This is a genomic window from Mycobacterium sp. SMC-21, from assembly GCF_045310825.1.
In the GTDB taxonomy this organism is placed as follows: domain Bacteria; phylum Actinomycetota; class Actinomycetes; order Mycobacteriales; family Mycobacteriaceae; genus Mycobacterium.
The window spans coordinates 166,738-189,140 of record NZ_JBJIAO010000004.1 but is presented as its reverse complement, the minus strand read 5'-3'; the positions used below and the strand labels follow the sequence as shown (position 1 = coordinate 189,140).

The following is a 22,403-nucleotide window of genomic DNA, read 5'->3' as shown; positions in this document are numbered from 1 at the left end:
ATCCGATGTTAACGCCGCGGCTGCCGCCGCTCGATGACCTCCAATGCCTGTTGCGCCCACCGCAGATTCTCCTGCTCGAACGCGATGCCGCGCATCAGCGTCAGGTAGGGCCCCACGCGCTCCGCCTCGGACAGGAACATCGCCTCGCTGCGGCCGCCCAGTATGCGGCTGCGAATCCGTTCGTAGAGCTCGAGTTGATTGGTGGTCCACTGGATTCGGTCCCTCAGGCCCGCGCACACGGCCTCCGCATTGCCGCTGTCGACGGTGGACACCTGCACCAGTAGGTCGTCGCGCATGGCCAAGGGCTTCGGCGTGGCCTCGGTGAATGCATGCACCGCCTTCCGGCCGGCATCGGTCAGCGTGAACATCCGCTTGTTGGGCCGCCGCTCCTGCTCGACGACACGGGCCTCGATCAGCCCGTCGGCCGCGAGTCGGTCGAGTTCGCGGTACAGCTGCTGCGGGGTGGCCATCCAGAAGTTGGCGACGGACGCGTCGAAGCCCTTGGCCAGGTCATATCCCGAGGCCTCACTGTCGAGCAGGGCCGCCAACACGGCGTCACGCAGAGCCATGTCCAGGAGTCTAATAGTCAACAAAGTGATTAGTCACATATAGACATGCCGAGCTTGTCCCGCTAGCGTCACCCGTACCTAATCACCAAATTGACTATGCGAGGTATGCGATGCAGGCATTCCGCAAGGCGGTCGAGGCCGCTGACGGCGAAGCCATGGCCGCCTGTTTGGCCGACGACGTGGTGTTCACCAGTCCCGTCGCCTTCAAGCCCTACCCGGGCAAGCCCATCACCGCCGCCATCCTGCGCGGCGTGCTGCGGGTCTTCGAGGACTTCCGCTACATCCGGGAGATCAACGACCCCGAAACGGGCAGCCACGCACTGGTTTTCGAGACCACGGTCGGCGGCAAGAGAATCACCGGCTGCGACTTCATCCACGTCAACGACGAGGGCCTGATCGACGACTTCATGGTCATGGTCCGGCCGCTGTCCGGTGCACAGGCGCTGTCGGAGGCCATGGCCGCGCAGTTCCCGCAGATCCAGGCCGAGGCCGCCGAAGCCATCGCCGCCCTGGCCGCGAAGGAGCAGTGAGCATGAAGATCGGTCTCGGCATCAACTACGCCGGTGGTTTCAAGGAGGTCGTGGCCGAGGTCGCCGACCTCGAAAAGGCCGGCCTGGACGTCGTTTTCGTCCCCGAGGCGTACTCCTTCGACGCCATCAGCGCGCTCGGCTACCTGGCTGCCGCCACCGAGCGGGTGGAACTGGCCTCCGGCGTCCTGCAGCTCTACACCCGCACCCCGACCCTGACCGCGATGACGGCCGCCGGCCTCGACTACGTGTCCGACGGCCGGTACATCCTGGGTCTCGGCGCGTCCGGCCCGCAGGTGATCGAAGGCTTTCACGGCGTCCCGTATGACAGCCCCATCGGCCGCACCCGCGAGGTCGTCGAGATCTGCCGCCAGGTGTGGCGCCGCGAGCGCCTCGCCTACCAGGGCAAGCACTACACCATCCCGTTGCCGGAAGGTCAGGGCACCGGCCTCGGGAAGTCACTCAAGCTCATCAACCACCCTGTGCGCGAACGCATCCCGGTGTTGCTGGCGGCACTCGGGCCGAAGAACGTCGAGCTGGCCGCGGAGATCGCCGAAGGCTGGCAGCCGATCTTCTACATGCCGGAGAAGGCCAAGGACGTCTGGGGAGATGCATTGGAGGCCGGTTACGCAAAGCGTGACGCGTCGCTGCCGCCCATGGACATCTACGCTGGACCGGCACTGGCCATCGGCGACAACGTCGAGGGAATGCGCGAATTCATTAAGCCGCACATCGCGCTGTACATCGGCGGCATGGGCGCCAAGGGCAAGAACTTCTACCACAACGTGGCCACCAAGTACGGCTACGGCGCCGAGGCCGACCGCATCCAGGAGCTGTACCTAGCCGGTGACAAGGACGGTGCGGCAAAGGTGGTTCCCGACGAACTGGTCCGCGACATCTCGCTGATCGGCAGCCGCGAGTTCGTCAAGGAACGCGTCGCCGCATTCCGGGAGGCCGGCGTGACGGTGCTCAACGTGGTGCCGATGGGTGCGACGACCGCCGACCGCGTCAAGCTCATCGAGGAGCTGCGCGAGCTGGTGTAGGGCTGACGCTACCGCTACGCGCCCGGCTGGCCGTACACCGCGACGACGACCGAACGGTCGGGGCTGTTCTCGGACCACACGCCCATGACGGTGTTGGCGCAGTTGGCCATGATCGCGTAGGTCGGCGGGTCGTAGTACCACTGGTTCAGCACATCCAGGTTGTTGATGGCGATTGACTGATTGATCGCCACCGTCTGAAACACCTTGCCCCGGAAGCCCGCTGCTTCCGCGCGCCGCTGTGCCGTCGACCCGTCCGAGCCGAGGTCGCCGTCGAGGGCGCGGTTGTTCAGCACGTCGTTCGCGTGCCACTCGGCGGCGAGCCGCAGCTGCGGGCTGACCGCCACGTCATTGGTGCAGCCGGCCTGGTGCTGAATGGTGTAGACGTTGGCGACCACGCTGTTGTTGAGGCGCGTGTTGTCGGCGTGCGCCACCGCAGGCAGCGCGGCGCCGCACGCGAAGACCGCCAGGATCACCCCGGCCAACCGAGTACTCACTGTGCCCCCGGTCGGTAGTTGCCCGCGGAACTGCGCAGCGGCCCGATCAGCTCGGGGCACAGTTCGTTGATCACCTGTCCGACAAGATAATTGGCCTGGCCTTCGTCGCCACCCGTGACGTCGACCTTGATGTCACCGATGATCTGCCCGTAACTCCGACCCGCAGCGATCTTGTCGCACACGCCGCGCCCGTAGGCGATGGCGGCATCGCCGCTCGGGAAGTTGAAGCCGCCCCGCACGTTGACGCTGTTCACGTACGTCACCGGGTCGGCCTGGGCCTGCGGCACCATCCATCCGGCCGCGGCCCCCGCGGCGAACACCATCACCAGCGCCCGCGTCACACGGGATCGAACTGTGAGATCAGCCATCGATCGTGCACCTTGTCGAGAGTCACCCGCACCGTCGAGGTCGACGCGGTGGGCGCGTCGGCACCGATGGTGGTCGTCTGGTTGACGAAAACCAGTACCACAGCGTGGTTTTCGGTCGCCGACACCGAGGCGGCGTCCGGAACGGTCGCGACCGCGGAGATGTGTTTCTGTTTGGCCCCTGGCGCCACGACGGTGTCGACCAGCTTGGTGTACTCGTCGCGGAACCCGCCGGTCAGCCGGCCGGCGGCCGATTTCAGCTCGGTGTCAACCGTTTCCGGCCGGTACGACAGCATGGCGACGGTGCCGTCGCTCGCCGCCCGCACCGACTCGGTGGCTGCGGCTTGTGCGAGCCGCACCGACCCGTCCTGCCAGTTGAAGTACCCCGCGGCGAGGGCAAGCAGCATCGCGGCGAACGCCAGTGCCAGACCCGTCCACCGCGCCCATGGCTTCCGCGAATCACCCTGCGCAGCTGCAGGTTCGGCTTCGACAACCGCCTCCTCGGCGGCCTCGGTCTCGTCGGGTTCGACGGGACGTTCTTCGACATCCACTGTCACTGTCATGACCTGTCCTTCATGTTGCCCTGACCGTCCGATGTGCTCATGACACGAACTGGACGTTGGAGATTCGGGCGCCCGCGCCGTCCTTGGCGACACTGATCCGCATGCGCCAGTTTCGTGGTGGACCCGCCGGCGCCTCGGCCAGCGACGTCCGCACCGACACCGCGAGAAGCACCTGTGCGCCATCACCGGTCACCGACTCGAGTCCGGCTTCGGTGACGGTACCCTCGGATTTCGAGCGGGCCTGCTTCACCACCGCGACGAACGGCTGGGACCGGCGCTGGAAGTCTTCCCGGAATTCGCCGGTCGACGAGTCGAGTATCCGGCGAATGTCGGTGTCCGCCTCGGTGTAGCTGATCGTGGTCAGGTTCAGCGCGGCCTGGCGGGCAGTCTGCACGTACAGGTTCCGCAGCATCTGTCCCTGTTCGGCCTGGTGTGCTCGAATGCCCAGCCAGCCCGCCAGGGCACCCCCCGCGACGACCAGCGCCAGTCCGGTTGCGACCAGCGGCGAGACACGCGGCAACCGTTGCTGCAGCGACGGTTTCGGCGCCGCGACCGCATCTTCGTCGGCTGCATCCGCATCGGCTGCATCGGCGGTGTCTAGCTGCTCGGGATCAGCATGCTCTGCCATGTCTTGCCTTTCGGATCGGCGGCTAGGTCGGAGTCGGTATACGGCTTGCCATCAGGTCCCACGTAACCGCCGGTCGCGGGGTCGTAGGGCACCACGGCCACCGGGGGTGCCGGGGGTGCCGGGGGTGCCGGCCCTGGTGCGGCACTGGGGCGCTGCCGGGGATCGGTGCCCGGCGCGTACTGCGGGACGCCCTGCCCCGTCAGCGTGGCGTTGGGATCGCCCTTCCAGATGTAACCGTCGTTGAGGGGCACGTACTGCTCGTTGCTTTCGCAGAGCTCCACGGTCGGTGCGCGCTTGGCGGGGTTGTTCTCGCACGGAATATTCCGCACGCCACGGACATTCAGGTCGGAGTCCTGTGGAACCCGGCAGTACAGCTCCCCGGCGGGACGCTCGGGATAGTCCACCTCGGTGGGGACCCGCTGCTGCTTGACCGGAAGGAAGCCGGTGTTGCACGGCGGCGGCAGATTCATGTTCAGTTTGAAGTCGAGGTAGATACCCCGATAGGGCGTCTTGAGGTCCGCGTCGGCGACCGCGATCGCTGACATCAACGCGGTGCCCTGAGGGAAGAGCACCAGCAATTGTTCGATGTCGTGCCGATAGACAACCGCGATTTCGCCGAGGCTCACCATGTTGGCCAGCAGGACCGGCAGTGCCGGGGCGAACCTGTTGAACAGGGCGCGGCCCTCATTCAGGGTCGGCTGCCCGAGCTTGAGCAGCTCGGCGAACGCCGCATTCTGGGCCTTGAACTGGCCGGTGATGGACGCGGCTCGCTGCGCCCACGTCGCGATCGAGTCCGCGGTCTGCACTTGCGAATTCAGCACGGCCGGGCTCTGGTCGATCAGTTGCGTGATCGGGCCGACGTTCTTGCCGGCCTCGATGGCCAGTGACGTGGAGCCGTTGACGATGCGGGACAACTCAGGGCCGAGACCGCTGACGGCCTTGTCGGCTTCGTCGACGACGGTACGCAGATTGTCCTGCGGGATGGCTTCCAGCGCCCGGTTGGTGGCATCGAGCAGGTTGCCGATATCCGGCGGAATCCGCACCTTGGCCACCGGGATGGTCGCGCCGCCGCGCAGGGTCGGGCCGGTATCGGATTGCCCTGCCGCAGGGATCAATTCGACGAACTGTTCACCGACGGCCGAGCGGCTGTGGACCGCAGCCGATACGTCCGCAGGCACCTTGATGGCGGAGTCGAGATTCAGCTCGGCCCGCACCCCACCCGCGGTGACGTCGACCGCGCTGACCCGGCCGATCTCGGTGCCGCGGTAGGTGACCACCGACGTCGGGTACAGACCGCCCGACTCCGGCAACTCGACCGTCACGGTGTACCGGCCGTACCCGAGCAGAGCCGGTACGTGCACGAAGCCGAATGCCATGACGCTGCAGGCAATCACGGTGACGGCACCGAGGATCGCCAGCTGGATCCAGACTGTCCGGGACAAGCGTAGACGCAGCATGTCAGTACCCCCCGAAGTGATAGGGAGCGATCAGCGGGTTGCCCGCGGTGTACGGGCTGGGCATCTGACCGATCGTGCGGCCCCACTGCATTTCGAGTTCGGTGAGATTGCCCTCCCACCGGGTTCCGGTGAACAGGCTGCTGTCGAGCCGGCTCAGCGTCAGGTCGATGATCATCGTGATGTTGGCGAAGTCGCCCCGGAACCAGTTGCCGAGATTGCTTTTCACCCACGGGTAGGTCGACAGGAAGTCCAGGCCCTTGGTCAGTGCCGGTCCCGAATCGGCCAGCGACCGCAGCACCGGCACCATGCTCCGCAGGTTGGCGACCAGGCTCTCCTTGGTCTGCTTGACCGTCGACGTCGCGACCGCGCTGAACCGTCCGACGGCATCGATCGCGTCGGCCAGCTTCGCGCGCTGCTCTGCCAGTACCGCCAAGGCCTGCGGGATGGTGGTGAGCGCCTTGTCGACCGTGCGCTGGTTCGCCGCGAACTGGCCCACCAGAGAATTCAAATTCTCTGTGGCGGAGATGATGTCGTCGGTCTGATCATTGAGTCGTGAGATGAACGTGTCGAGCTGGGTCAGCAGGCTGCGCATGTCGTTCTCGCGGCCGGCCAACGCCTTCGCGAAGGTCTGGTTGATCTCCTGCAGTTGAGCCAACCCGCCGCCATTGAGCAGGATCGACGCCGAGGCGAGAGCCTGCTCGGTGGTGGGATACGTTGCGGCCCTGGACAGCGGGATCACCGCGCCGTTGGTCAGCCGGCCCTGCGGGGCTTCGCCGGCCGGTGGGCTGAGCTCGATGTGCATCGAGCCCAGCAGGCTGGTCTGCCCGACCTTGGCGGTGCTGTTGGCGGGCAGGTGGACGTCGCCATCGATCCGCATGGTCACCAGCGCATGCCAGTCCTGCACCTCGATCTTGGTGACGTTGCCGACGTTGACGTCACCGACGCGCACGCGGGTGTTCTGCTGGATCACCACGACGTCGGGCAATTGCGCTTGAATCACATACGAACCCGGTCCGTCGCCGGCGGTGCCAGGCAGGCTCAGCGAATTCAGGCCGCGCCATTGGCATCCCGACAGCGTCAGCACGCCGAGCAGGACGAGGGTCGCGGTCACGAGACGCTTCATGGCTGCGTCCCCTGCTGCGGAACCATGAGGCCGGCCAGCCCCTGGCCGGGGTCGGTCGGGGTCGATACGGGGGCCTCTGCCGGCAGCGGAGCCGGCGCCGGGTTCTCCTGCGGCGGAGCCCCGCCGGGCCGCAGTCGCGGCTCGCTGTAGGTGACCTCGTTGGGCCGGGCCGTCGCGCCGACGAACGGATTCCCGCCGATCGGCACGAAGTTGTACTGCCGGTTCTTGATGATCGGCGCCAGGTACTGCACGCACAGCTTGGCGGACTGCTCGAAGCCTTCCCGTGCCGCGGACTGGATTGCGCCGCACAGGAACTGCACGGTGTCAGCGAAGTTGACGGGTGCCAGGATGCCCGTGATGGCGCTCTGCGCGGGGTCGTAGATGTTGGTGAAGTTCTGGAACACCGTCGGCGCGATGTGCAGGACCTGCTTGAGGTCCGTGCGGCTGTCGTTGAGCGCCGTGGTGATCGCGTTGAGGTGGTCGAAGGTGGTCCCCAACCCCTCCCTGTTCTCCGCGATGAAGCCACGCAAATCCTTGACCGCGGTGTCCAGATTCCGTGTCGCATCGGCGATGTTGTTCGGCGTGCTCGACAGTGCGGTGGTGATGGACGCCATGTTGGTGTTGAAGGCGGCGAGCAGATCGCTGCTGGACGACAGTGCCGAGACCAGCAACTGCAGATTGCGCACCGTGCTGAAGATGTCGGTGCTGTGATCACCGAGAGCCGACATCGCGCGGGACAGTTTGATGACGGTGTCGCGCGCGGTGTCGCCCTGACCGCGCAGGTTGTCCGCGGCGCTGTTGATGAATTCGCCGACGGCACTGGGCCCGCCGGGACTCGTCGGCTGCAGCGAGTCGGTGAGCTTCTCCAGTTGCTGACGGAAGTCGTCCCATTCCACCGGCACCACGGTGCGGTCCAGGGCAATGGTGGAGCCCGCCGCGAGTTTGGGTCCACTGGTGTAGGCGGGCACCAACTGAATCGCGCGGGCGCTCACCAATGACGGCGACAAGATGGCGGCACGGACGTCGGCGGGCAGCGCGTATTGCGAGTCCACCGAGAACGTCACTTTGGCGGCATGCGGTTGCGGTTCGATCTTCTCGACCGTGCCGACGGTGACGCCCAAAATCCTGATGTCGTCGCCGGTGTACAGGCCGTTGGTGTTCGCGAAGTACGCGACGTAGGTACTCCGGACAGCGGTGACCCACCAGGATCGAGCCAGTCCGGTGGCGGCCACCGCCAGGATGACCACGAGACCGAGCGCGAGGGCGATGCGCCACGTCCGGCGGCTGCCCACGCGTGGTGTGGATTCGGAGCTGGTCATGGTCACCTCCCTCCGACGGGCGAAACGGGATCTGACACCACACCGGGCGAACCGGTGTGCGAATTGTTCGACGGCGGGAGCGGCGTCGGGGGCGGGACCGTCGGCGGCGGCACCTCGCCAGGGGCCGGAGCCAGGGCCGGCGGTCCGGGTGCCGGGCCTCCCGGTGGCGGCGCGGGCAGCGGTTCCCGATAGGGGTAGCGCGGATCTCCGGGATTGCCGGTGATCGCCTCGGGCAGAGTGAGATTCGGCGGTCCACCCTGGCCGGTGCGCGGATACGGCGACGGTAGCGGCGGGGTACCCGGCTGACCGGCGCCGGGCTCGGTCAGCTGCGACGGCAGCAGCACGTTGGGGTCCAATCCCAGGTCGGAGAACGCCGCGTCGATGAACGGCTGATCGAACTGACCCGGGAACAGGTTCACCAGCGACGCTTTGAAGAACGGCCCGGCACCGAGCACTTCGCCGAACGACATGGCATACCTGCGCAGCAGGTACAGCGTGCGCTGCAGCTCCTTCTTCCGGTTGTCGAGGATGCTGAGAACGCCGTTGAGCTTGTCGACGGCCGGCTTCAGTTGCGTCCGGTTGTCCTGCACCAGACCGGAGAGCTGCACGGTGGCGGCGCTGATGTTGGCCATCAGCGTCTCGACCGAATTGCGTTGCGACAGAATCTCACCCAGCAGCGCGTCGGTGTTGACCACCAACTGCGCAATCTGGTCACTGCGCTTGGCCAGCACCGAAGTCACCTTGTTGGCATCGGCGAGCAGCTGGCGCAGCTTGGCATCGCGGGTACCGAGGGTGTCGGAGAAGCGCGCCACGCTCTCCAGCGCCAACTTCAGATCGGGTGGCGTGTTCTGGAACGTCTGCGCCAGCGTCTTGAGTGCCGAAGACAGCTGGGTGGTGTCCAGACCGCTGATGGTGGTCGTCAGATCACCGAGCGCCGCCGGCAGATCGTACGGCGAGGTGGTGCGTTCAATCGGGATGGGGCCGTTCAGGTTTCCGTCACCGCGCGGCGTCAGCTCCAGCACCTTGGTACCCAGCACCGTCTCGGTCTTGATGGCGGCCTCGGTGCGGTCGCCCAGTTCGACGCCATCACGCACCGTGAAATCCACCCGAACCTTGGCTCCCTCCAAGTGAATTCCCGAGACCCGTCCGACGCCCAGCCCAGACACCCGCACGTCACTGCCCGTCTTGATCCCGCCGGCATCGGCGAAGTACGCCTGGTGGTCGGAGGTCCCCTTGATGAACGGGATCTTGTCGTAGCTGAAAGCGGCGACGACGATCGCGATGATCAGCGCGATGCCGGTCGCGCCAACCGCCAACCGGTTACGTTCGGCCAGGGGCTTGATGTTCAGCTTGATGCGCGTCATTTCGGCGTGCACCGCCCCGACTCCTGGCCGGCCACTTTGACGTACACCGGTTGGCCGCCCTTTCCATTCAACTTCAGCAGTGCGTCGCAGAGATAGAAGCTGAAGTAGTCGCCGTACAGGCCGTTGCGAGAAAGAATCTGGTACGCGTCCGGCAGCGTCCGCACCAGCTCGTCGACGTAGGCGTGGTCCGCCTCGATCTGGCCGGACACCCGATCCGTCTGCTGCACAGTCTGTTTGATCGGCTCGCGCGCCACGGTCAGCAGGTCGGCGACCGACCGCGCCGCGCTGTTGATGTTCGCCACCCCGGTCGCGATGTCGGATTTGCGGGTGGCCAAACCCTGGACGAGTTGCGACAGTTTGTCCAGGCCGTCGGCGAACTGTGTGTCACGCGCCGCGAACGTCCCCAGCACGGTGTTCAGGTTGGTGACGACCTCACCGATGAGCTGATCCCGGCCCGCCAAAGTTGTCGTCAGGGCCGACGTCTGGGCCAGCACCGACGAGATGGTGCCGCCCTGGCCCTGGAACACCCGGAGCAGCTCACCGCTCAACGCGTTGACCTGATCGGGATCGAGCGCACGGAACAGTGGTCGGAAGCCGCCGATGAGCGCGTCGACATCCAATGCCGGCGACGTCCGGGACAACGGGATCGTCTGGCCCGGAAGGAGTTCGCGCACCGACCCGGGGCCTTCCTCGAGCGCCAGGTAGCGGTCGCCGATCAGATTCTCGTAGCGGACGGTCGCGGTGGTGCCTTCGGTGAGCGTCAGTTGCCTGTCGATCGCGAAGTCGATGGTGACGGTGCCGTCCTTGTGCAAGTCGAGGCTCTTGACCTTCCCGACCTCCACGCCGGCGATACGGACGAAGTTGCCGCCCTTCAACCCCGACACGTTGCTGAACACCGCCTGGTAGGAAGCCCGCGAATCGAAACGGAACTGCCCGAACACCGTCAGCAGCCCGAACATGAAGAGCAGGCTGACCACGGTGAAGATCACGACGCGGGTCACGGTCCCGCGAATCCGGCTTCTCATGGTGACCCCGGCTCAGGTTGGGGTACGCCCATCTCGACACCGGGCAACCCGGGAGCCGGACCACCCGGGTACCGGATTCGCGGCGGTTCGGGCTGCGGCTTGGTCACCGGGAAGTAGTTGGCGAAACCGGGGAAACCGATGCCGGGGTTGGGCCGCATATCCAGGCCGTCACCGTAACCGGTGTCGGTCACCAGGTACTTGACCGGGAAGTTCTTGCTGACGTCGGGCAGCGAACCGCAACTCGGCTTGCCGCCGGGTCCGCCGCTGGCATTGACGACGGGCAGGTTGTCGGGGAACCGGTAGGGATCGGCACCGGCCAGCAATCCGACATCCATGATCACCGATTTCCCGTTGCCGCCCATGGCATATCGGCCGCCGTGTTCGAGGAACCATTGCGCGCCCTGGAACAGGCAGGTGTACGTCGGCGAATACTTCTCGAGGAGTGCGGTGGTCGGTCGCAGCAGTTCCATCGCCCGCGCCAGGGCAGTCTGGTTGGCGCCGATGGTGTCGATGCCCGACTGCGAGAAGCCGACCGCCGACAACAACAGGCCGTCGAGTTCCTTCGACTGGCCGGTGATCGTGGTGGCGGTGGTCGAGAACGAATCCAGGATGGACACGATGTCCTGTGCCGCGGCCGAATACGCCTGTGCGGTCTGCCCGAACAACTGCCAATCCTTGCGCACGGTGTCCATGCGCGGATTCACCTCCAGCAGAACGTGGTTCGCATCGGTGATCGCCTGGCCGATGACGTCGCCCTTGCCGCGCAACGATTCGGCCACCGCCGAGAGCACCGAGTTCAGCTTCGTCGGGTCGATCACCTGCACCACCGACTGGAGGTTCTCGAACACGGTGTTGACCTCGACCGTCACGTTCTGTGACTGCAGCACCGCACCCGATCGGAGGTGGCCGCCGCTCGGACCGGTCGACGGCACATTCAGTTCGACGTACTTGGCGCCGAACGCGGTGCTCGATCGGATCTGCGCTTCGACATTGCCCGGCAGTTGCGCGAACGGCCCGGGGTACATCCGGAGTTTCAGCGTCGAAAGTACGTGTCCCGCAGTATCTGTCCGGCTGCCGATGGATTCCACCTCGCCGATCTGCACGCCCCGGAGCTTCACCTTCGCGCCGTCCTCCATGACCAGACCGGCGCGGTCGGAGATCAGGGTCAAGGGCACGAATCCGCGCAGCGATCCGGAGAACAACAGCCACGTCATCGCGGTCATGGCGACGACCACGATCACCAGGACAGGCGCCCACCAGATCGGGTCGATCTGCTCACGCCGAGTTTTGTTCGCACGCTTTGCCATTCGCTCAGCCAGCCAGGTGGAAGTTGCCGGACTGGCCGTAGACGGACAGCGTGATGGTGAGCAGGATGAACACGCCGGCGGTGATCGAGGTCCGGACCGCGCGGCCGACGGCCTCGCCGACGCCGGCCGGCCCGCCGGTGGCGGTGAAGCCGTAGTAGGTGTGCACCGCCATCACCGCGGCCGCCATGGCCAGCGCCTCGAAGAACGACCAGGCGAGGTCATTGGGGTGCAGGAACGTCGTGAAGTAGTGGTCGTAGACGCCCCGCGACTGGCCGTAGATCATCGTGGTCCCGAACCGGGTGGCCAGGAAGGACATCAACACCGCGACGGTGTAGATCGGGACGACGGCCACCACGCCGGCGACGATCCGGGTCGCCGCCAGGTACGTGATCACCCGGATGCCCATCACTTCCAGGGCGTCGATCTCCTCGTTGATGCGCATGGCACCGAGCTGTGCCGTCGCCCCGGCTCCGATCGTGGCCGCGAGTGCCACCCCGGCCGTCGCGGGAGCGATGAAGCGCACGTTCAGAAAGGCCCCCAGGAAGCCCGTCAGCGCTTCGATACCGACATTGGACAGGGTGTTGTAGCCCTGGACGGCGATCAGCGCACCGGTGGACAGCGTGAGGAACCCGACGATGACCACAGTGCCGCCGATGACGGCGAGTGCGCCGGTCCCCATGCCCATGACCGCGATGAGCCGCAGCACCTCGCCCGGATAGCGCCGGACGGCGTCCGCGGTGGCGGCAAGCGCACTGCCGTAGAAGGCCGTCTGCTCGCCCAGCCGGCGGGTCGCCGCGATCGCCTGGCCCGCGAGTTCGCTGAGCGGTGACGGGCGGTCGACATCCACATCGACTGTCATGGCGCCACTTTCACGCCGAACGCGGTTGCCAGGATGTTGATCAGGAACAGCGCCATGAACGCGAAGACGACGGTCTCGTTGACCGCGTTACCGACGGCCGTCGGGCCGCCACCGACCGAAAGTCCCTTGTAGCACGCGATCAGTCCGGCCGACAGCCCGAACAGCAATGCCTTGACGAGGGAGACGATCACCTGCGGCAGGCCCGTCAGCAGCGTCATGCCCGCGATGAACGCGCCGGGCGTCACGTGCTGGATGTATACGACGAAGAAGTAGCTGCCGGCCAGGCCGACGACGGCCACCATCGAATAGAGCATCGCCGCGACGAATGTCGCGGCGAGGACGCGGGGCACGACGAGTGCCGGAATCGGGTTGACGCCAATGACTTTCATCGCGTCGATTTCTTCTCTGATGGTTCGCGCGCCGAGGTCGGCACACATCGCGGTCGAACCGGCACCGGCCACGACGATCGCGGTGACCACCGGTCCGACCTGTGTCACAGAAGCCAGCGCAGCGCCGGCGCCCGACAGGTCACCGGCGCCGACCTCGATCAGCACGATGTTGAGCGTGAAGACGATCAACACCGTGTAGGGAATCGACAGCACGACAGTCGGTACGACGGAGACGCGCGCGACGAACCAGATCTGCTCGATCAGCTCGCGCCAGGCGTACGGCGGCCGCAGCATCGCGGCGAACGTCTCGCCTGCCATGACGATGAAATCGCCGACCGCCACAGCGGGGCGCGTCCAGGCCGCGGAGGCGCGCGGAGACGACTGGAGCGGTTGCGCCACAAGCTGCCTCCCAGTGTCGTTCCGTCGTCGAGCTTGGCCCGGACGTTAGGAAGGCACCAGTTTGCTGTCAACGCAACAAACAGGGGTACGACATCGTCAATTACCGAAGATGCAGGTGGACTCAACGCAATTGCTTCGGTTCACCCGGATTGAATCGCGCTGAGCCAAAACCTACCAGCATGCGCCCTGGTTACGGCGTCACGATGTTGAACCAGAGCTGGAAGGTGTCGAGCAGTCCGACGAACTCGTCCACCGACTGCCGATTGCCCTCCACGGTGACGTTGTTCGCTGTTATCGCGTCGGCGAGTTTGACTTTGCCGAGCTGAATCTCGTTCATTGTCGCCTTGGTCAGTTTCAGCCCGGCGTCGGCATTCGGGATGGTGCCGTCCGCATAGTTGAGGACGCCGTTCTCGACGGTGAGGCCGTACTGCTTCTTGAGGTCCGTGAAGTCCACGTTGAGGGTGATCTTCTTGCCGGCGGCCTTCGGGCCGTTCAGCCGCACCGCCAGATAGTCGAACATCATCTCCGGCGGCAGGTTTCGGGTGAGATCAGGGTGTCGTAGACGATCCAGCCGGTGTTGCCTTTGATGACGGTGATGTTCGACAGGTCATAGCGCGGACCTGGTAGATCTTGTCGGGCGCGATACCTCCCCCGAATTCTCGCCGTTGTCGCCGTTCGTCTGTACTTTCGAAGTTCGCCCCACGGCACCCGATTATGCCGATTCCGGCCGCCGATACCGGGTTAAATTTACGAATAGGACCAATTCTTCCCGGGCGGCCAAGACGATTTCCGCGGCCATTTCGAAAATTTACGAGTCAATGAATAAAAAGACCGCTTCGCCGAAAGCGAAGCGGTCATTGTCAGACGCGGTCTAGTGCAGCCATTTGCCCGGCTTGTCCCAATGTCCCGGAGGCGGAACAAACGGCAACTGACCGACTTGACCTGGGGGAACACCGAAGAACTGGCCGATATGGCCCGGCGACGGGGCCGGTATCCACCACCAGGTATTGTCGGCGTTCGCCTGACCCGCGCCCAGCCCGATAGCAGCAAAGCTCAGGGCGCCTGCGGCAACAATTGCGAATTTATTGATAGACATGTCCAACTCCTCGTCAGCCCATCAGATGTCATGTATTCCATGATGCCACTGTGTGCTGCGGACCGCTATCAAGAATTGTTGGCTAACGTTTGCTCACTCGTTGTGTGCGGCACCCGGCGCCGACGCCTCAGCGGCAGCCGCCTTCACCGGCTTCGGCTTCGACTTCGGCGCCTCACCGCGCGGCGACTGGCCCTTCGGGCTGTCATCGGCAGCCGGGCCGGCCGCCGGCTTGCCACTGCCGGCCGGGTGCTGCCCGGCCTTCTTGCCTTTGCCGCGCTTCGGCGCATCGGCCTGTTTCGGCGTATCGGAATCCGAGTCCTTCTTGGTTCCCGCCGGGTCCTTCTGGCTCACCGGCTTCTTGTCGTCGGACTCAGCCTTGGGCGTGTCCTTGACCTCGGGCGTCTTCACTTCGGGCTCGACGTTCGCGGGCTTCGGGTTTGTCGCCTTCTCATCCACCGGCTTCACCTCGGGCTCGGCCGCAGTTTCCTTGGCAGGTTCCTTGGCTGGTTCCTTCACCGCGTCCGGTCCGTCGGCGTCCTTGACGTCAGTGCCCTTGGCCGGGGCGACCTTCACGCCGGTCGTCGGCTCCGGTTTCGTCGCAGCCGTCGCCTTAGGTGAGCCCAGTTCCGCCGCAGCATCTTTCATGGTGGCCACTGCCTTCAGCGCCGCCGTCGGGTTCACCGCGGCGACCGATGCCGGCGGCCGGATGATGTCGCCGATCTTCTGGATGACGTTCGAGATGCCCGCAACCACGGCCTTCGTTACGTCGACCGCGGTGTTGGCCACCCACTTCACGCCCTGCACCACAGCGTTCGCCACCCATTTGACCGTGTTGACCACGGCTTGCGTCACCGCCTTGGTGACGTCGACGAACGCATTCCAGGCAGCGTCAGCGACTTTCACCACGGCTTGCCCGATCTTGACGACGGTGTCCACGACCGCGCCTATCGCCAGCCGCACCGCGGCCAGGATCCGCGCCGCGATGCCTTCGACGCCCCCGACACCGTTGAGCCGCAGGATTTCCTGCGCGATGACGAACGCGGCTTCCTTCGGAATCCAGTCCGCGTAGAAGACGCCGAACTTGCCGCTGCCGGGCTGATCGTCGCGCGTGGTGTAGATGAAGATCGGCCCACCGTAGAACTGGCCATTCGTGGACATCGTCTGCCAGGTTTCGATGAGGTTCTTGATGAACTCGGCTTGCGTGTGCTCGCTGACGTTGTTGGTCGGCACCCCGTACTCGGTGATCCAGATCTTCTTGAGACCGTCACCGTTGGCCGCCATCAGGTCGTAGATCTTCTGGATCTGGGTAAAAGGGCGACAGGACCACGTTCTCGCCGTCCGAGAACTTCAGCGTCTCCTGGTACGGGTGGAACGCCAGCGCGTCGAAGTAATCCTTGGCCCCGGCGGCGTACATCGCGTTCACGTAGTCCACCGGGTTCATCGTGACGCCGCCGAACGTGAAGACGCTGCCGAGCCCTGCCGCGATGACAGTCGCGGTCGGGTCGGCCGCCTTGATCGCCGGATAGGCAGCCTTCAATAAGTCGGTATAGCTCGACGGCGAGATCGGATCGTAGAAGCAGACACAGTTGACTTCGTTCCACACCTCGTACGCCGAGATGGTCTTGCCGTACCGGGTCGCGACCTGTGTCATGAAATTCGCGTAGGCGACGGGGTCCGGCGTCTTCGCCCCGGGGAAGTTCCCGGCGGTTCCCGCCCACACCGGCGTGCTGTTGACCATCGCGAGGACGCCCATGTTGCGGGCTTTTGCCGCATTCATGATGTCGTCGATGGGTGCCCAGTTGTACTGGTTCGGCAGCGGCTGCGTATACACCCACGGGATGTAAACCCGGACGTCCTGGACGCCCATGGATTGCAGCATGTCCAGCGTCGTGTCGATGTCCTGCTTCGACATGCCGTACAGGCTGGAGTCGGCCATACCGATGGTCGACGGTGCCGACACGATCTCGGCGGTGGGCGTCACCGCGGTCCGGGTCACCGGCTCCACCAGTTGTGCCGCGTAGGCGCAGACCACGGCCAGGGGAATCAATACGGTCATCACCCGGTGCACTGCCCTGCAGCCGAGTCGGCCGATCCGTCCAGCCACCAACGCCCCCTTTGAAAGTGCCGCCCTCGCAACGCGCAATCGCCAAGCAAGGCAAATTTACGTCCGCGGATGGTAACCCGTGGGCGATTTGCCGGAGTCGGCTCACCCACCGCACGTCAGCGGCGTGAGGCGGTACCACCTACCGGCGGCGGATGCCCGTTGTTCGCCGGCCCGCAGTAATTGACGACACTGGCATAAATCTTTGCCAGAAGCGCTGCGGCAGTCGTTCACAACTGTTAATTTTCTGTCTGTACTGCGGCGCGACACCCGTCTGCCAGACTGCAGTGCGGTAATGCCGCAGTAGCGGTCGATCTGCCGGGGTCCGATGGCCGCGCGGCGTGACTATGGAGGACCCGAAATGGCTGGTGCACACCGTCGCCCGCAACGCCGGAACTTGGCGGTATCGACGTGGCTGGGCACCGGAGTCGCGGCGGTCGGCGTCAGCGCGGCACTCCTCGGTAGCGCGGCCGTCGCGAGCGCTGCCCCGTCGACCGACTCCGAGTCCGCCGCGTCGTCCGCGCCGGCACAGCCCAAGAAGCCGCCCGCCCAGAAGCCCGCCAAGAACAAGAAGAAGGACACGGCCGCTGTTGCGGACGCGTCGGACACCAAGGCCACGTCGGACACCAAGCCCGCTTCGGACACCCAGCCCGCCGACACCAAGGCCGCGGACGGCGACAACGACGCGAAGCCCGCCCGCAATCGCCGCACGAAGGCCGACAACACCGGCCGCTCGGCGACCGCCCCGAACGCCGGGACCGTCGCGAAGCTCCCCTCGGCCGCCGCCCAGGCGGTGACGAACAACCCGTCGACGAAGAACCCGCTCAAGTCGGCCGCCGCGGTCAAACCGGCCACCGACACCGCAGCCAAGGACACGGCCTCGCCGGCTGCCGCGGTCAAGCCGGCCACCGACACCGCAGCCAAGGACACGGCCTCGCCGGCGGCCGCCACGCCGCCGGTCACCGTCGCGGCAGCCGAGACATCCACGGCCGCAATCACTTCGCTTCCGAACACCACCGCGAAGGCGCTCAGCAGCGTCACCTCGCCGACGGCCCCCGCCAACATCTCCGGACTGCTGTCGGTGCTCGCGGCCGTCGGCCAGGCGCTCGGGGCCGCCACCCTGGCCACCGAGGAGACCCTGGCCGCGTCGGTGGTCGGCACGACCAAAACCGTGAGCAAGCTGCTGGGCATCACGCCCGCCCTGGCCACCACCACCGAAAAGACCAGTGCCGCATCGACTCTCACCCCGGCACCCACCGAGACGTGGCAGCCGGGCCAGACCGTCACCGCGGACGAGTACATCAACACCGCGCTGACGGAGATCGCGCAGGCGCGCACGCTCCTCGGCACCAGTTGGGTCAACGGGTACTCCCGGTACGAGTTGCGGATGGCGGCCACCTACCTCACGACGTACCAGGCGAACCAGCAGACTTTGATGGACGCGTACGCGGCCAACCCGACCGCGACGAACCTGACTGCGCTGAAGTCGAACGAGGCGCTGATCGGCAAGGCCGTGACCGCGCTGAAGACCGCGCGTTATTGGTCGGCGAATCGCGACATCAAGGCCATCATCGTCGACGCCACCACCAACGCCCGCATCTACGCCTCCGTTCCGCTGTCCATGTACGCGGGCGTCGAGCCGATCGTCACCATCTCGGTGAACGGCGGGCCGAGCATCAAGGTGCTGGTGGACACCGGATCGTCCGGGCTGGTGGTCAACGCCAAGAACGTCGGCCAGACCGGGCTCGGCAATTCGGTAGGTACCGGTACCGGTGCGTACAGCGGCGGGCTGACCTACACCTACAACACCTACAACACCACGGTGAACTTCGGTAATGGCCTCGTTACGACGCCTGTCCCGGTCGACGTCATCACCGACCCGGCCCAGCAGACCGCATTCGCCAACTTCCTCAAGAACAACGGGGTCGTCGGTGTCCTGGGCGTCGGCACCAACGCGGTGGGCCCCGGCCCCGGACTGGTCACCACCGGCCTGCCCGGCGCGCTGAAGAACGGCATCTACATCGACGAGGCCAGCAAGACGCTGACCTTCGGCCCCAACCCGCTGCCGGCGCGCGTCACCACGTCGGGTTCACCGAACGTGATCGGCTCGATAACCATCAACGGTGTCAACACACCGATCAATCTGCTCATCGACTCGGGTGGCGTCTACGGCACCATCCCGTCGACGCTGGTGAACTCCTCCCAGATGACCGCCGTCAACGGTACCGACGGCACGGTGAGCTACTACCTGCTGAACGCGGGCACGCCGATCTCGGTGTACGACGCCGACGGCAACCTGCTCTACTCCTACACCACCACCTCGACGTTCCGGCCGACGGTGACCACCGACGACTACAACGCCGAACTGTCGAACACCGGCGCAATGCCGTTCCTGCACAACCGGATCTACATCGACTACTCCACCGCAAACGGATCGACGGTCTTCGACCTGTAGCCGCAGCTCGAAATCGTCCACTGTTCCGCCGCACTCCGCGGCGGAACGGGGGGCGGCTGTCACGTCGAATTTCGGTCCGCCATACCCAATCATCAGGCGGTTCGCGCGGGGTTGACAAAATACGCGATCCCGCGTTGCGGAACTGACGCGCCCATTAGTCTTCTCGCACGTGGTCGCCGGTTAACGTAGTCCAGCTATGCACTGGACGCGACTGATGGGAGACAGCCAGGTGGAGAGTCTCATGGCCAATGCGTTCGCCTATCCCTGGTGGGTATACGTCACCATCCCGTTGGGCGCGGCCTTCGTCGGCTGGATCACGAAGATCATGGCCCTGAAGATGATGTTCTACCCCGTCGAGTTCAAGGGCATCCCGCCGTACCTCGGGTGGCAGGGCCAGATTCCCAAGCGCGCGCCGAAAATGGCTGCCGTGGCGGTCGATTCGCTGACATCGGAGATCCTCAAACCCGAGGAGATGTTCGACAAGATCGACCCGAACGAGTTGGTCAAGGAACTCGCCGAACCCCTGCGGCAGACCTCCGCCGAGATGGTCGACACCATCATGATGTCGTTCCAGCCGCAGGTCTGGCGGGCGACGCCCGACCAGCTCAAGGACGTCGTCGTCAAGAACGTCGAGAAGCGCATCCCGACGGCCATGGCTGCGATGTTCGACAAGCTTCGCGGCCAGGTCGACCAGATTTTCGACATCAAGCACATGGTCGTCACCAACCTGGTGCGCGACAAGGTCACGCTCAACACCGTCTTCCAGGACATCGGCAAGCCGGCGTTCAAGTTCCTCATCATGTCCGGCCTGCTCTTCGGCTTCCTGATCGGTCTGGTGCAGGCCGTGGTGTTCGGCATCACCAACTGGCACTGGTCGCTGCCGCTGTTCGGTCTGCTGACCGGTGGTCTCACCGACTACGTTGCGCTGCAGATGATCTTCCGGCCGTTGGAGCGCAAGAACGTCTTCCTCGGCATCAAGTGGCAAGGCGTCTTCCAGCGCGAACGCAAGCAGGTCGTCGAGGGCTACGCGGCGCTGATGGCCCGGGAGATTTTCACGCCCCAGGCCATCATGGAGAGCATGCTCAACGGGCCGTCGTCGGACCGGTTCTTCGACATGATCTCCACCGAGATCAGCGCAACCATCGACACGCAGATGGGCTTCACCGGCAAGATCATCAAGTCCGTCGGCGGCCGTCAGTACGTGGACATGAAGAAGCAGATCACCGACTCCATCATCGACAAGTTGCCCGAAACGTCCACGTACATCGAGGGATACATGCGTGATCGCCTCGATCTGGAGAACGTCATGGTCAGCAAGATGATGGTGCTCGACTCACTGTCGTTCGAGAACCTGCTGCGCCCGGCGTTCAAGGATGACGAGTGGATCGTCGTCGTGCTCGGCGCCGCCCTCGGTTTCCTGTTCGGTGAGTTGCAGGCGCAGCTCATCCTGCTGCTGGCGCACTGACCTACGTCGGGCCGGGTGTTCCGGTCAGCTTCCGGACGGTGAGGACCTCGCTGTCGCGGAAGGCCCGTCCGTTGGGGTAGAGCAGATCGCTGAACCAGACCTTCGGCTCCGCGGGGTTCGGGTGATCCCACGAATCCCACGGGAAGTAGGTCTGGGTCTTGCCGGCCACGAGTCCCCAGCTGTACGCACCCACGTTGCGCTGCTTGGCAACTGGCAGAATGCCCTCGACGGTGCTGCCCTGGTTGCGGGCGAGGTACTCGGTACAGATGATGGGCCGGCCCAGCGGGGCCAGCTCGTCGATCCGGGCGGAGAAGTCGGCCGGCTTGGCATAGCTGTGGAACGAGATGATGTCCGAGTTGTCCAGCTGGATCGACGCGATGGCACTGCGCTGCGCGGGGTTGGCCCAACTTCCTTGCCACACGCCACTTGTCAGCGGCTGTACGGGGTCGACGGCGCGTGCCCACGCGAACACCTGCGGCAGCAGATCGGCAACGAGTTTCATCTTGTCGCTGCGCTCGACCTTGCGGTAGACCGCGGCAGGGTTGTCGGGCTCGTTCCACAAATCCCAGCCGAGCACGCGGTTGTCGTTCCGGAACAGGTTGATCACACCGGTGACGTAATTCTGCAGTACCCCACGGTAATTCGGATCGGCGATGCGGTCCGCGCCGGGGCTCTGCACCCAGCCCGAGTTGTGCACCCCGGGGGTCGGAGCCCGCTGCACGCCGAGCTTCGGATGCGGGTCCCAGCACGAGTCGAAGAACACGAACAGCGGCTTGATGCCGTTGCTCGCTGCGATGCTGACGAACTGCGACAGCCGCTGCGAGAAGCCCTGTGGGTCCTGTGCCCACAGCAGGTCGTGCAGGAAGACGCGGACGGTGTTGAAGCCGAACCAGCGGGCGGCACCGAGTTCGGCCTTGATGCGCCCGGGGTCGTAGGTGCCGGCCTGGAACATCTCGAGCTGGTTGACCGCGGTGGAGGTGATGTAGTTCCCGCCGACCAGCCAGCCCTGTCCCTGGTACCAGCTGTTGGCTCGCTCGGGCGTCCAGCGCGTTCCGGCTGCGGCCGCAAGAGCCGGTCCGGAGAATCCGGCCATGGCAGAGCCCGCCGCCAGCAGCAGCGGCACCTTGAGAGCGGTTCTGCGGTCCACCGCACGAGGCTACTGATCTTGATGGGGTGGGTGGGGCGTCCTTATCGAGTTGCAACAAACACGATGTCGGGCGGTGACGCCGGGCAGCCGGCTCAGGCGCTGATACCGGCGGTGAGAATCGCCGCCAGCTCGCGATATGCACTGGCGTCGTCGAGTCCGGTATTCTCGCGCACCCGCCGCTGCTGGATGCGCACCATCATGGTCGACACCAGATCGGCCGCGAAAGACGCGTGGACATCACGGAATTCGCCGCTCCCGACACCGTCGGCGATCATCTCCTGGACCCGGCGGGCCGCGATCTGGGTGTTCTTCTCGTAGACACTGCGCGCCGGAGCGAAGGCGTCCAGGTCCATCATGAACTGGTCCGATGCGGCGTCCAGCACCGTCCCCACCGCCGACAGATAGGCCGTGATCCGCGCCCGGGCGCCGTCGACTCCGGCCACCAGCTGTTCCACCTCGTCGGTCGCCTGCCGGAAGAACTGCACGGTCGCGGCGCGCACCAACTGCTCCTTGCTGCCGGCCAGCGTGTACAGCGTCGACTTCGAGCACCGCAGCCGCCCGGCGATGTCGTCGAGCGTGAGATGGGCGAATCCCTCGTCGAGGAACAGCGCGATGAGGGCGTCGAACAGCTCAGTACGTCGACGGGTGCCGAACGCCGGGGACGTGCGCGTGCTCACATCGGCATAGTACTGCGCACCCTTTACTCAG

Annotated in this window: 23 protein-coding genes; 4 read left to right on the top strand and 19 right to left on the bottom strand. The window is 65.4% G+C overall.

Annotation, left to right across the window (positions count from 1 at the left end):
* Positions 1-8 precede the first annotated feature (8 nt).
* The gene (locus tag ACJH6H_RS06510) at positions 9-569 is read right to left on the bottom strand and encodes a PadR family transcriptional regulator (protein WP_135357399.1); all 561 of its coding nucleotides are present in this window, start codon (positions 567-569) and stop codon (positions 9-11) included.
* Between the two features lie 110 nt (positions 570-679).
* On the opposite strand from ACJH6H_RS06510, the gene ACJH6H_RS06505 reads away from it, so the two are divergent.
* Positions 680-1,099 carry a nuclear transport factor 2 family protein gene (locus ACJH6H_RS06505; protein WP_406774483.1) on the top strand — a complete coding sequence of 140 codons (420 nt, stop codon included), beginning with the start codon at positions 680-682 and terminating at the stop codon, positions 1,097-1,099.
* Between the two features lie 2 nt (positions 1,100-1,101).
* A complete protein-coding gene (locus ACJH6H_RS06500; protein WP_064858336.1) occupies positions 1,102-2,139 on the top strand; it encodes an LLM class F420-dependent oxidoreductase in 1,038 nt (345 codons plus the stop codon).
* 14 nt (positions 2,140-2,153) lie between these two features.
* On the opposite strand, the gene ACJH6H_RS06495 is transcribed toward ACJH6H_RS06500, so the two are convergent.
* The 16 genes from ACJH6H_RS06495 to ACJH6H_RS06420 form a co-directional block, all read right to left on the bottom strand.
* Positions 2,154-2,633, bottom strand: a complete 480-nt coding sequence (locus ACJH6H_RS06495) for a CAP domain-containing protein (protein WP_318984050.1) — start codon at positions 2,631-2,633, stop codon at positions 2,154-2,156.
* Positions 2,630-3,001, bottom strand: a complete 372-nt coding sequence (locus ACJH6H_RS06490; protein ID WP_406774482.1) for a DUF732 domain-containing protein — start codon at positions 2,999-3,001, stop codon at positions 2,630-2,632. The genes ACJH6H_RS06495 and ACJH6H_RS06490 overlap by 4 nt, the downstream gene beginning before the upstream one ends.
* Positions 2,971-3,561, bottom strand: coding sequence for a hypothetical protein (locus ACJH6H_RS06485; protein WP_406774481.1), 591 nt, complete (start codon positions 3,559-3,561; stop codon positions 2,971-2,973). The genes ACJH6H_RS06490 and ACJH6H_RS06485 overlap by 31 nt, the downstream gene beginning before the upstream one ends.
* Positions 3,562-3,598: 37 nt before the next feature.
* The gene (locus ACJH6H_RS06480; RefSeq protein ID WP_406774480.1) at positions 3,599-4,189 is read right to left on the bottom strand and encodes a mammalian cell entry protein; all 591 of its coding nucleotides are present in this window, start codon (positions 4,187-4,189) and stop codon (positions 3,599-3,601) included.
* Entirely contained in the window at positions 4,159-5,646 is a 1,488-nt protein-coding gene (locus ACJH6H_RS06475; RefSeq protein WP_406774479.1) for an MCE family protein, read from the bottom strand. Before ACJH6H_RS06475 ends, ACJH6H_RS06480 begins: the two co-directional genes overlap by 31 nt.
* A gap of 1 nt (position 5,647) precedes the next feature.
* Entirely contained in the window at positions 5,648-6,769 is a 1,122-nt protein-coding gene (locus ACJH6H_RS06470; protein ID WP_406774478.1) for a virulence factor Mce family protein, read from the bottom strand.
* On the bottom strand, positions 6,766-8,088 hold the full coding sequence (locus ACJH6H_RS06465; RefSeq protein WP_406774477.1) for an MCE family protein: 1,323 nt from the start codon (positions 8,086-8,088) through the stop codon (positions 6,766-6,768). Before ACJH6H_RS06465 ends, ACJH6H_RS06470 begins: the two co-directional genes overlap by 4 nt.
* Before the next feature lie 2 nt (positions 8,089-8,090).
* The gene (locus tag ACJH6H_RS06460) at positions 8,091-9,452 is read right to left on the bottom strand and encodes an MCE family protein (RefSeq protein ID WP_406774476.1); all 1,362 of its coding nucleotides are present in this window, start codon (positions 9,450-9,452) and stop codon (positions 8,091-8,093) included.
* On the bottom strand, positions 9,449-10,477 hold the full coding sequence (locus ACJH6H_RS06455) for an MCE family protein (protein ID WP_406774475.1): 1,029 nt from the start codon (positions 10,475-10,477) through the stop codon (positions 9,449-9,451). Before ACJH6H_RS06455 ends, ACJH6H_RS06460 begins: the two co-directional genes overlap by 4 nt.
* Positions 10,474-11,784 (bottom strand): MCE family protein, encoded by a 1,311-nt coding sequence (locus tag ACJH6H_RS06450; RefSeq protein ID WP_406774474.1) that lies wholly within the window; start codon positions 11,782-11,784, stop codon positions 10,474-10,476. Before ACJH6H_RS06450 ends, ACJH6H_RS06455 begins: the two co-directional genes overlap by 4 nt.
* Before the next feature lie 4 nt (positions 11,785-11,788).
* Complete coding sequence (locus tag ACJH6H_RS06445; RefSeq protein ID WP_244872727.1) at positions 11,789-12,643, bottom strand: ABC transporter permease; 855 nt, start codon at positions 12,641-12,643, stop codon at positions 11,789-11,791.
* The gene (locus tag ACJH6H_RS06440) at positions 12,640-13,350 is read right to left on the bottom strand and encodes an ABC transporter permease (protein WP_051128409.1); all 711 of its coding nucleotides are present in this window, start codon (positions 13,348-13,350) and stop codon (positions 12,640-12,642) included. The genes ACJH6H_RS06445 and ACJH6H_RS06440 overlap by 4 nt, the downstream gene beginning before the upstream one ends.
* Positions 13,351-13,621: 271 nt before the next feature.
* Positions 13,622-14,002: an alkyl sulfatase C-terminal domain-containing protein gene (locus ACJH6H_RS06435; protein WP_406774520.1), complete on the bottom strand. Its 381-nt coding sequence runs from the start codon at positions 14,000-14,002 to the stop codon at positions 13,622-13,624.
* Between the two features lie 300 nt (positions 14,003-14,302).
* Entirely contained in the window at positions 14,303-14,527 is a 225-nt protein-coding gene (locus tag ACJH6H_RS06430) for a hypothetical protein (RefSeq protein ID WP_082934678.1), read from the bottom strand.
* 93 nt (positions 14,528-14,620) lie between these two features.
* Positions 14,621-15,808 (bottom strand): hypothetical protein, encoded by a 1,188-nt coding sequence (locus ACJH6H_RS06425; protein WP_406774473.1) that lies wholly within the window; start codon positions 15,806-15,808, stop codon positions 14,621-14,623.
* Positions 15,792-16,583 (bottom strand): cellulase family glycosylhydrolase, encoded by a 792-nt coding sequence (locus tag ACJH6H_RS06420; RefSeq protein WP_406774472.1) that lies wholly within the window; start codon positions 16,581-16,583, stop codon positions 15,792-15,794. The genes ACJH6H_RS06425 and ACJH6H_RS06420 overlap by 17 nt, the downstream gene beginning before the upstream one ends.
* A 406-nt stretch (positions 16,584-16,989) precedes the next feature.
* On the opposite strand from ACJH6H_RS06420, the gene ACJH6H_RS06415 reads away from it, so the two are divergent.
* Together ACJH6H_RS06415 and ACJH6H_RS06410 are read left to right on the top strand one after the other, a co-directional pair.
* Positions 16,990-19,083, top strand: coding sequence for a PecA family PE domain-processing aspartic protease (locus ACJH6H_RS06415; protein ID WP_406774471.1), 2,094 nt, complete (start codon positions 16,990-16,992; stop codon positions 19,081-19,083).
* Positions 19,084-19,324: 241 nt separating this feature from the next.
* Positions 19,325-20,548, top strand: a complete 1,224-nt coding sequence (locus tag ACJH6H_RS06410) for a DUF445 domain-containing protein (RefSeq protein ID WP_082934677.1) — start codon at positions 19,325-19,327, stop codon at positions 20,546-20,548.
* A 1-nt stretch (position 20,549) separates the two neighbouring features.
* Here ACJH6H_RS06410 and ACJH6H_RS06405 read toward each other — a convergent pair whose 3' ends face one another.
* Both ACJH6H_RS06405 and ACJH6H_RS06400 read right to left on the bottom strand, forming a co-directional pair.
* The gene (locus ACJH6H_RS06405) at positions 20,550-21,695 is read right to left on the bottom strand and encodes a cellulase family glycosylhydrolase (protein ID WP_406774470.1); all 1,146 of its coding nucleotides are present in this window, start codon (positions 21,693-21,695) and stop codon (positions 20,550-20,552) included.
* A 92-nt stretch (positions 21,696-21,787) separates the two neighbouring features.
* On the bottom strand, positions 21,788-22,372 hold the full coding sequence (locus ACJH6H_RS06400; protein WP_406774469.1) for a TetR/AcrR family transcriptional regulator: 585 nt from the start codon (positions 22,370-22,372) through the stop codon (positions 21,788-21,790).
* Positions 22,373-22,403 lie beyond the last annotated feature (31 nt).

Excerpts from the sequence above, each read along its gene's own strand:
- ACJH6H_RS06510 (WP_135357399.1), bottom strand. The coding sequence starts at position 569 with ATGGCTCTGCGTGACGCCGTGTTGGCGGCCCTGCTCGACAGTGAGGCC.
- ACJH6H_RS06505 (WP_406774483.1), top strand. The coding sequence starts at position 680 with ATGCAGGCATTCCGCAAGGCGGTCGAGGCCGCTGACGGCGAAGCCATG.
- ACJH6H_RS06500 (WP_064858336.1), top strand. The coding sequence starts at position 1,102 with ATGAAGATCGGTCTCGGCATCAACTACGCCGGTGGTTTCAAGGAGGTC.
- ACJH6H_RS06490 (WP_406774482.1), bottom strand. The coding sequence starts at position 3,001 with ATGGCTGATCTCACAGTTCGATCCCGTGTGACGCGGGCGCTGGTGATG.
- ACJH6H_RS06485 (WP_406774481.1), bottom strand. The coding sequence starts at position 3,561 with ATGACAGTGACAGTGGATGTCGAAGAACGTCCCGTCGAACCCGACGAG.
- ACJH6H_RS06480 (WP_406774480.1), bottom strand. The coding sequence starts at position 4,189 with ATGGCAGAGCATGCTGATCCCGAGCAGCTAGACACCGCCGATGCAGCC.
- ACJH6H_RS06475 (WP_406774479.1), bottom strand. The coding sequence starts at position 5,646 with ATGCTGCGTCTACGCTTGTCCCGGACAGTCTGGATCCAGCTGGCGATC.
- ACJH6H_RS06470 (WP_406774478.1), bottom strand. The coding sequence starts at position 6,769 with ATGAAGCGTCTCGTGACCGCGACCCTCGTCCTGCTCGGCGTGCTGACG.
- ACJH6H_RS06465 (WP_406774477.1), bottom strand. The coding sequence starts at position 8,088 with ATGACCAGCTCCGAATCCACACCACGCGTGGGCAGCCGCCGGACGTGG.
- ACJH6H_RS06460 (WP_406774476.1), bottom strand. The coding sequence starts at position 9,452 with ATGACGCGCATCAAGCTGAACATCAAGCCCCTGGCCGAACGTAACCGG.
- ACJH6H_RS06455 (WP_406774475.1), bottom strand. The coding sequence starts at position 10,477 with ATGAGAAGCCGGATTCGCGGGACCGTGACCCGCGTCGTGATCTTCACC.
- ACJH6H_RS06450 (WP_406774474.1), bottom strand. The coding sequence starts at position 11,784 with ATGGCAAAGCGTGCGAACAAAACTCGGCGTGAGCAGATCGACCCGATC.
- ACJH6H_RS06445 (WP_244872727.1), bottom strand. The coding sequence starts at position 12,643 with ATGACAGTCGATGTGGATGTCGACCGCCCGTCACCGCTCAGCGAACTC.
- ACJH6H_RS06440 (WP_051128409.1), bottom strand. The coding sequence starts at position 13,350 with ATGGCAGGCGAGACGTTCGCCGCGATGCTGCGGCCGCCGTACGCCTGG.
- ACJH6H_RS06430 (WP_082934678.1), bottom strand. The coding sequence starts at position 14,527 with ATGTCTATCAATAAATTCGCAATTGTTGCCGCAGGCGCCCTGAGCTTT.
- ACJH6H_RS06425 (WP_406774473.1), bottom strand. The coding sequence starts at position 15,808 with ATGGCGGCCAACGGTGACGGTCTCAAGAAGATCTGGATCACCGAGTAC.
- ACJH6H_RS06420 (WP_406774472.1), bottom strand. The coding sequence starts at position 16,583 with ATGACCGTATTGATTCCCCTGGCCGTGGTCTGCGCCTACGCGGCACAA.
- ACJH6H_RS06415 (WP_406774471.1), top strand. The coding sequence starts at position 16,990 with ATGGCTGGTGCACACCGTCGCCCGCAACGCCGGAACTTGGCGGTATCG.
- ACJH6H_RS06410 (WP_082934677.1), top strand. The coding sequence starts at position 19,325 with ATGGCCAATGCGTTCGCCTATCCCTGGTGGGTATACGTCACCATCCCG.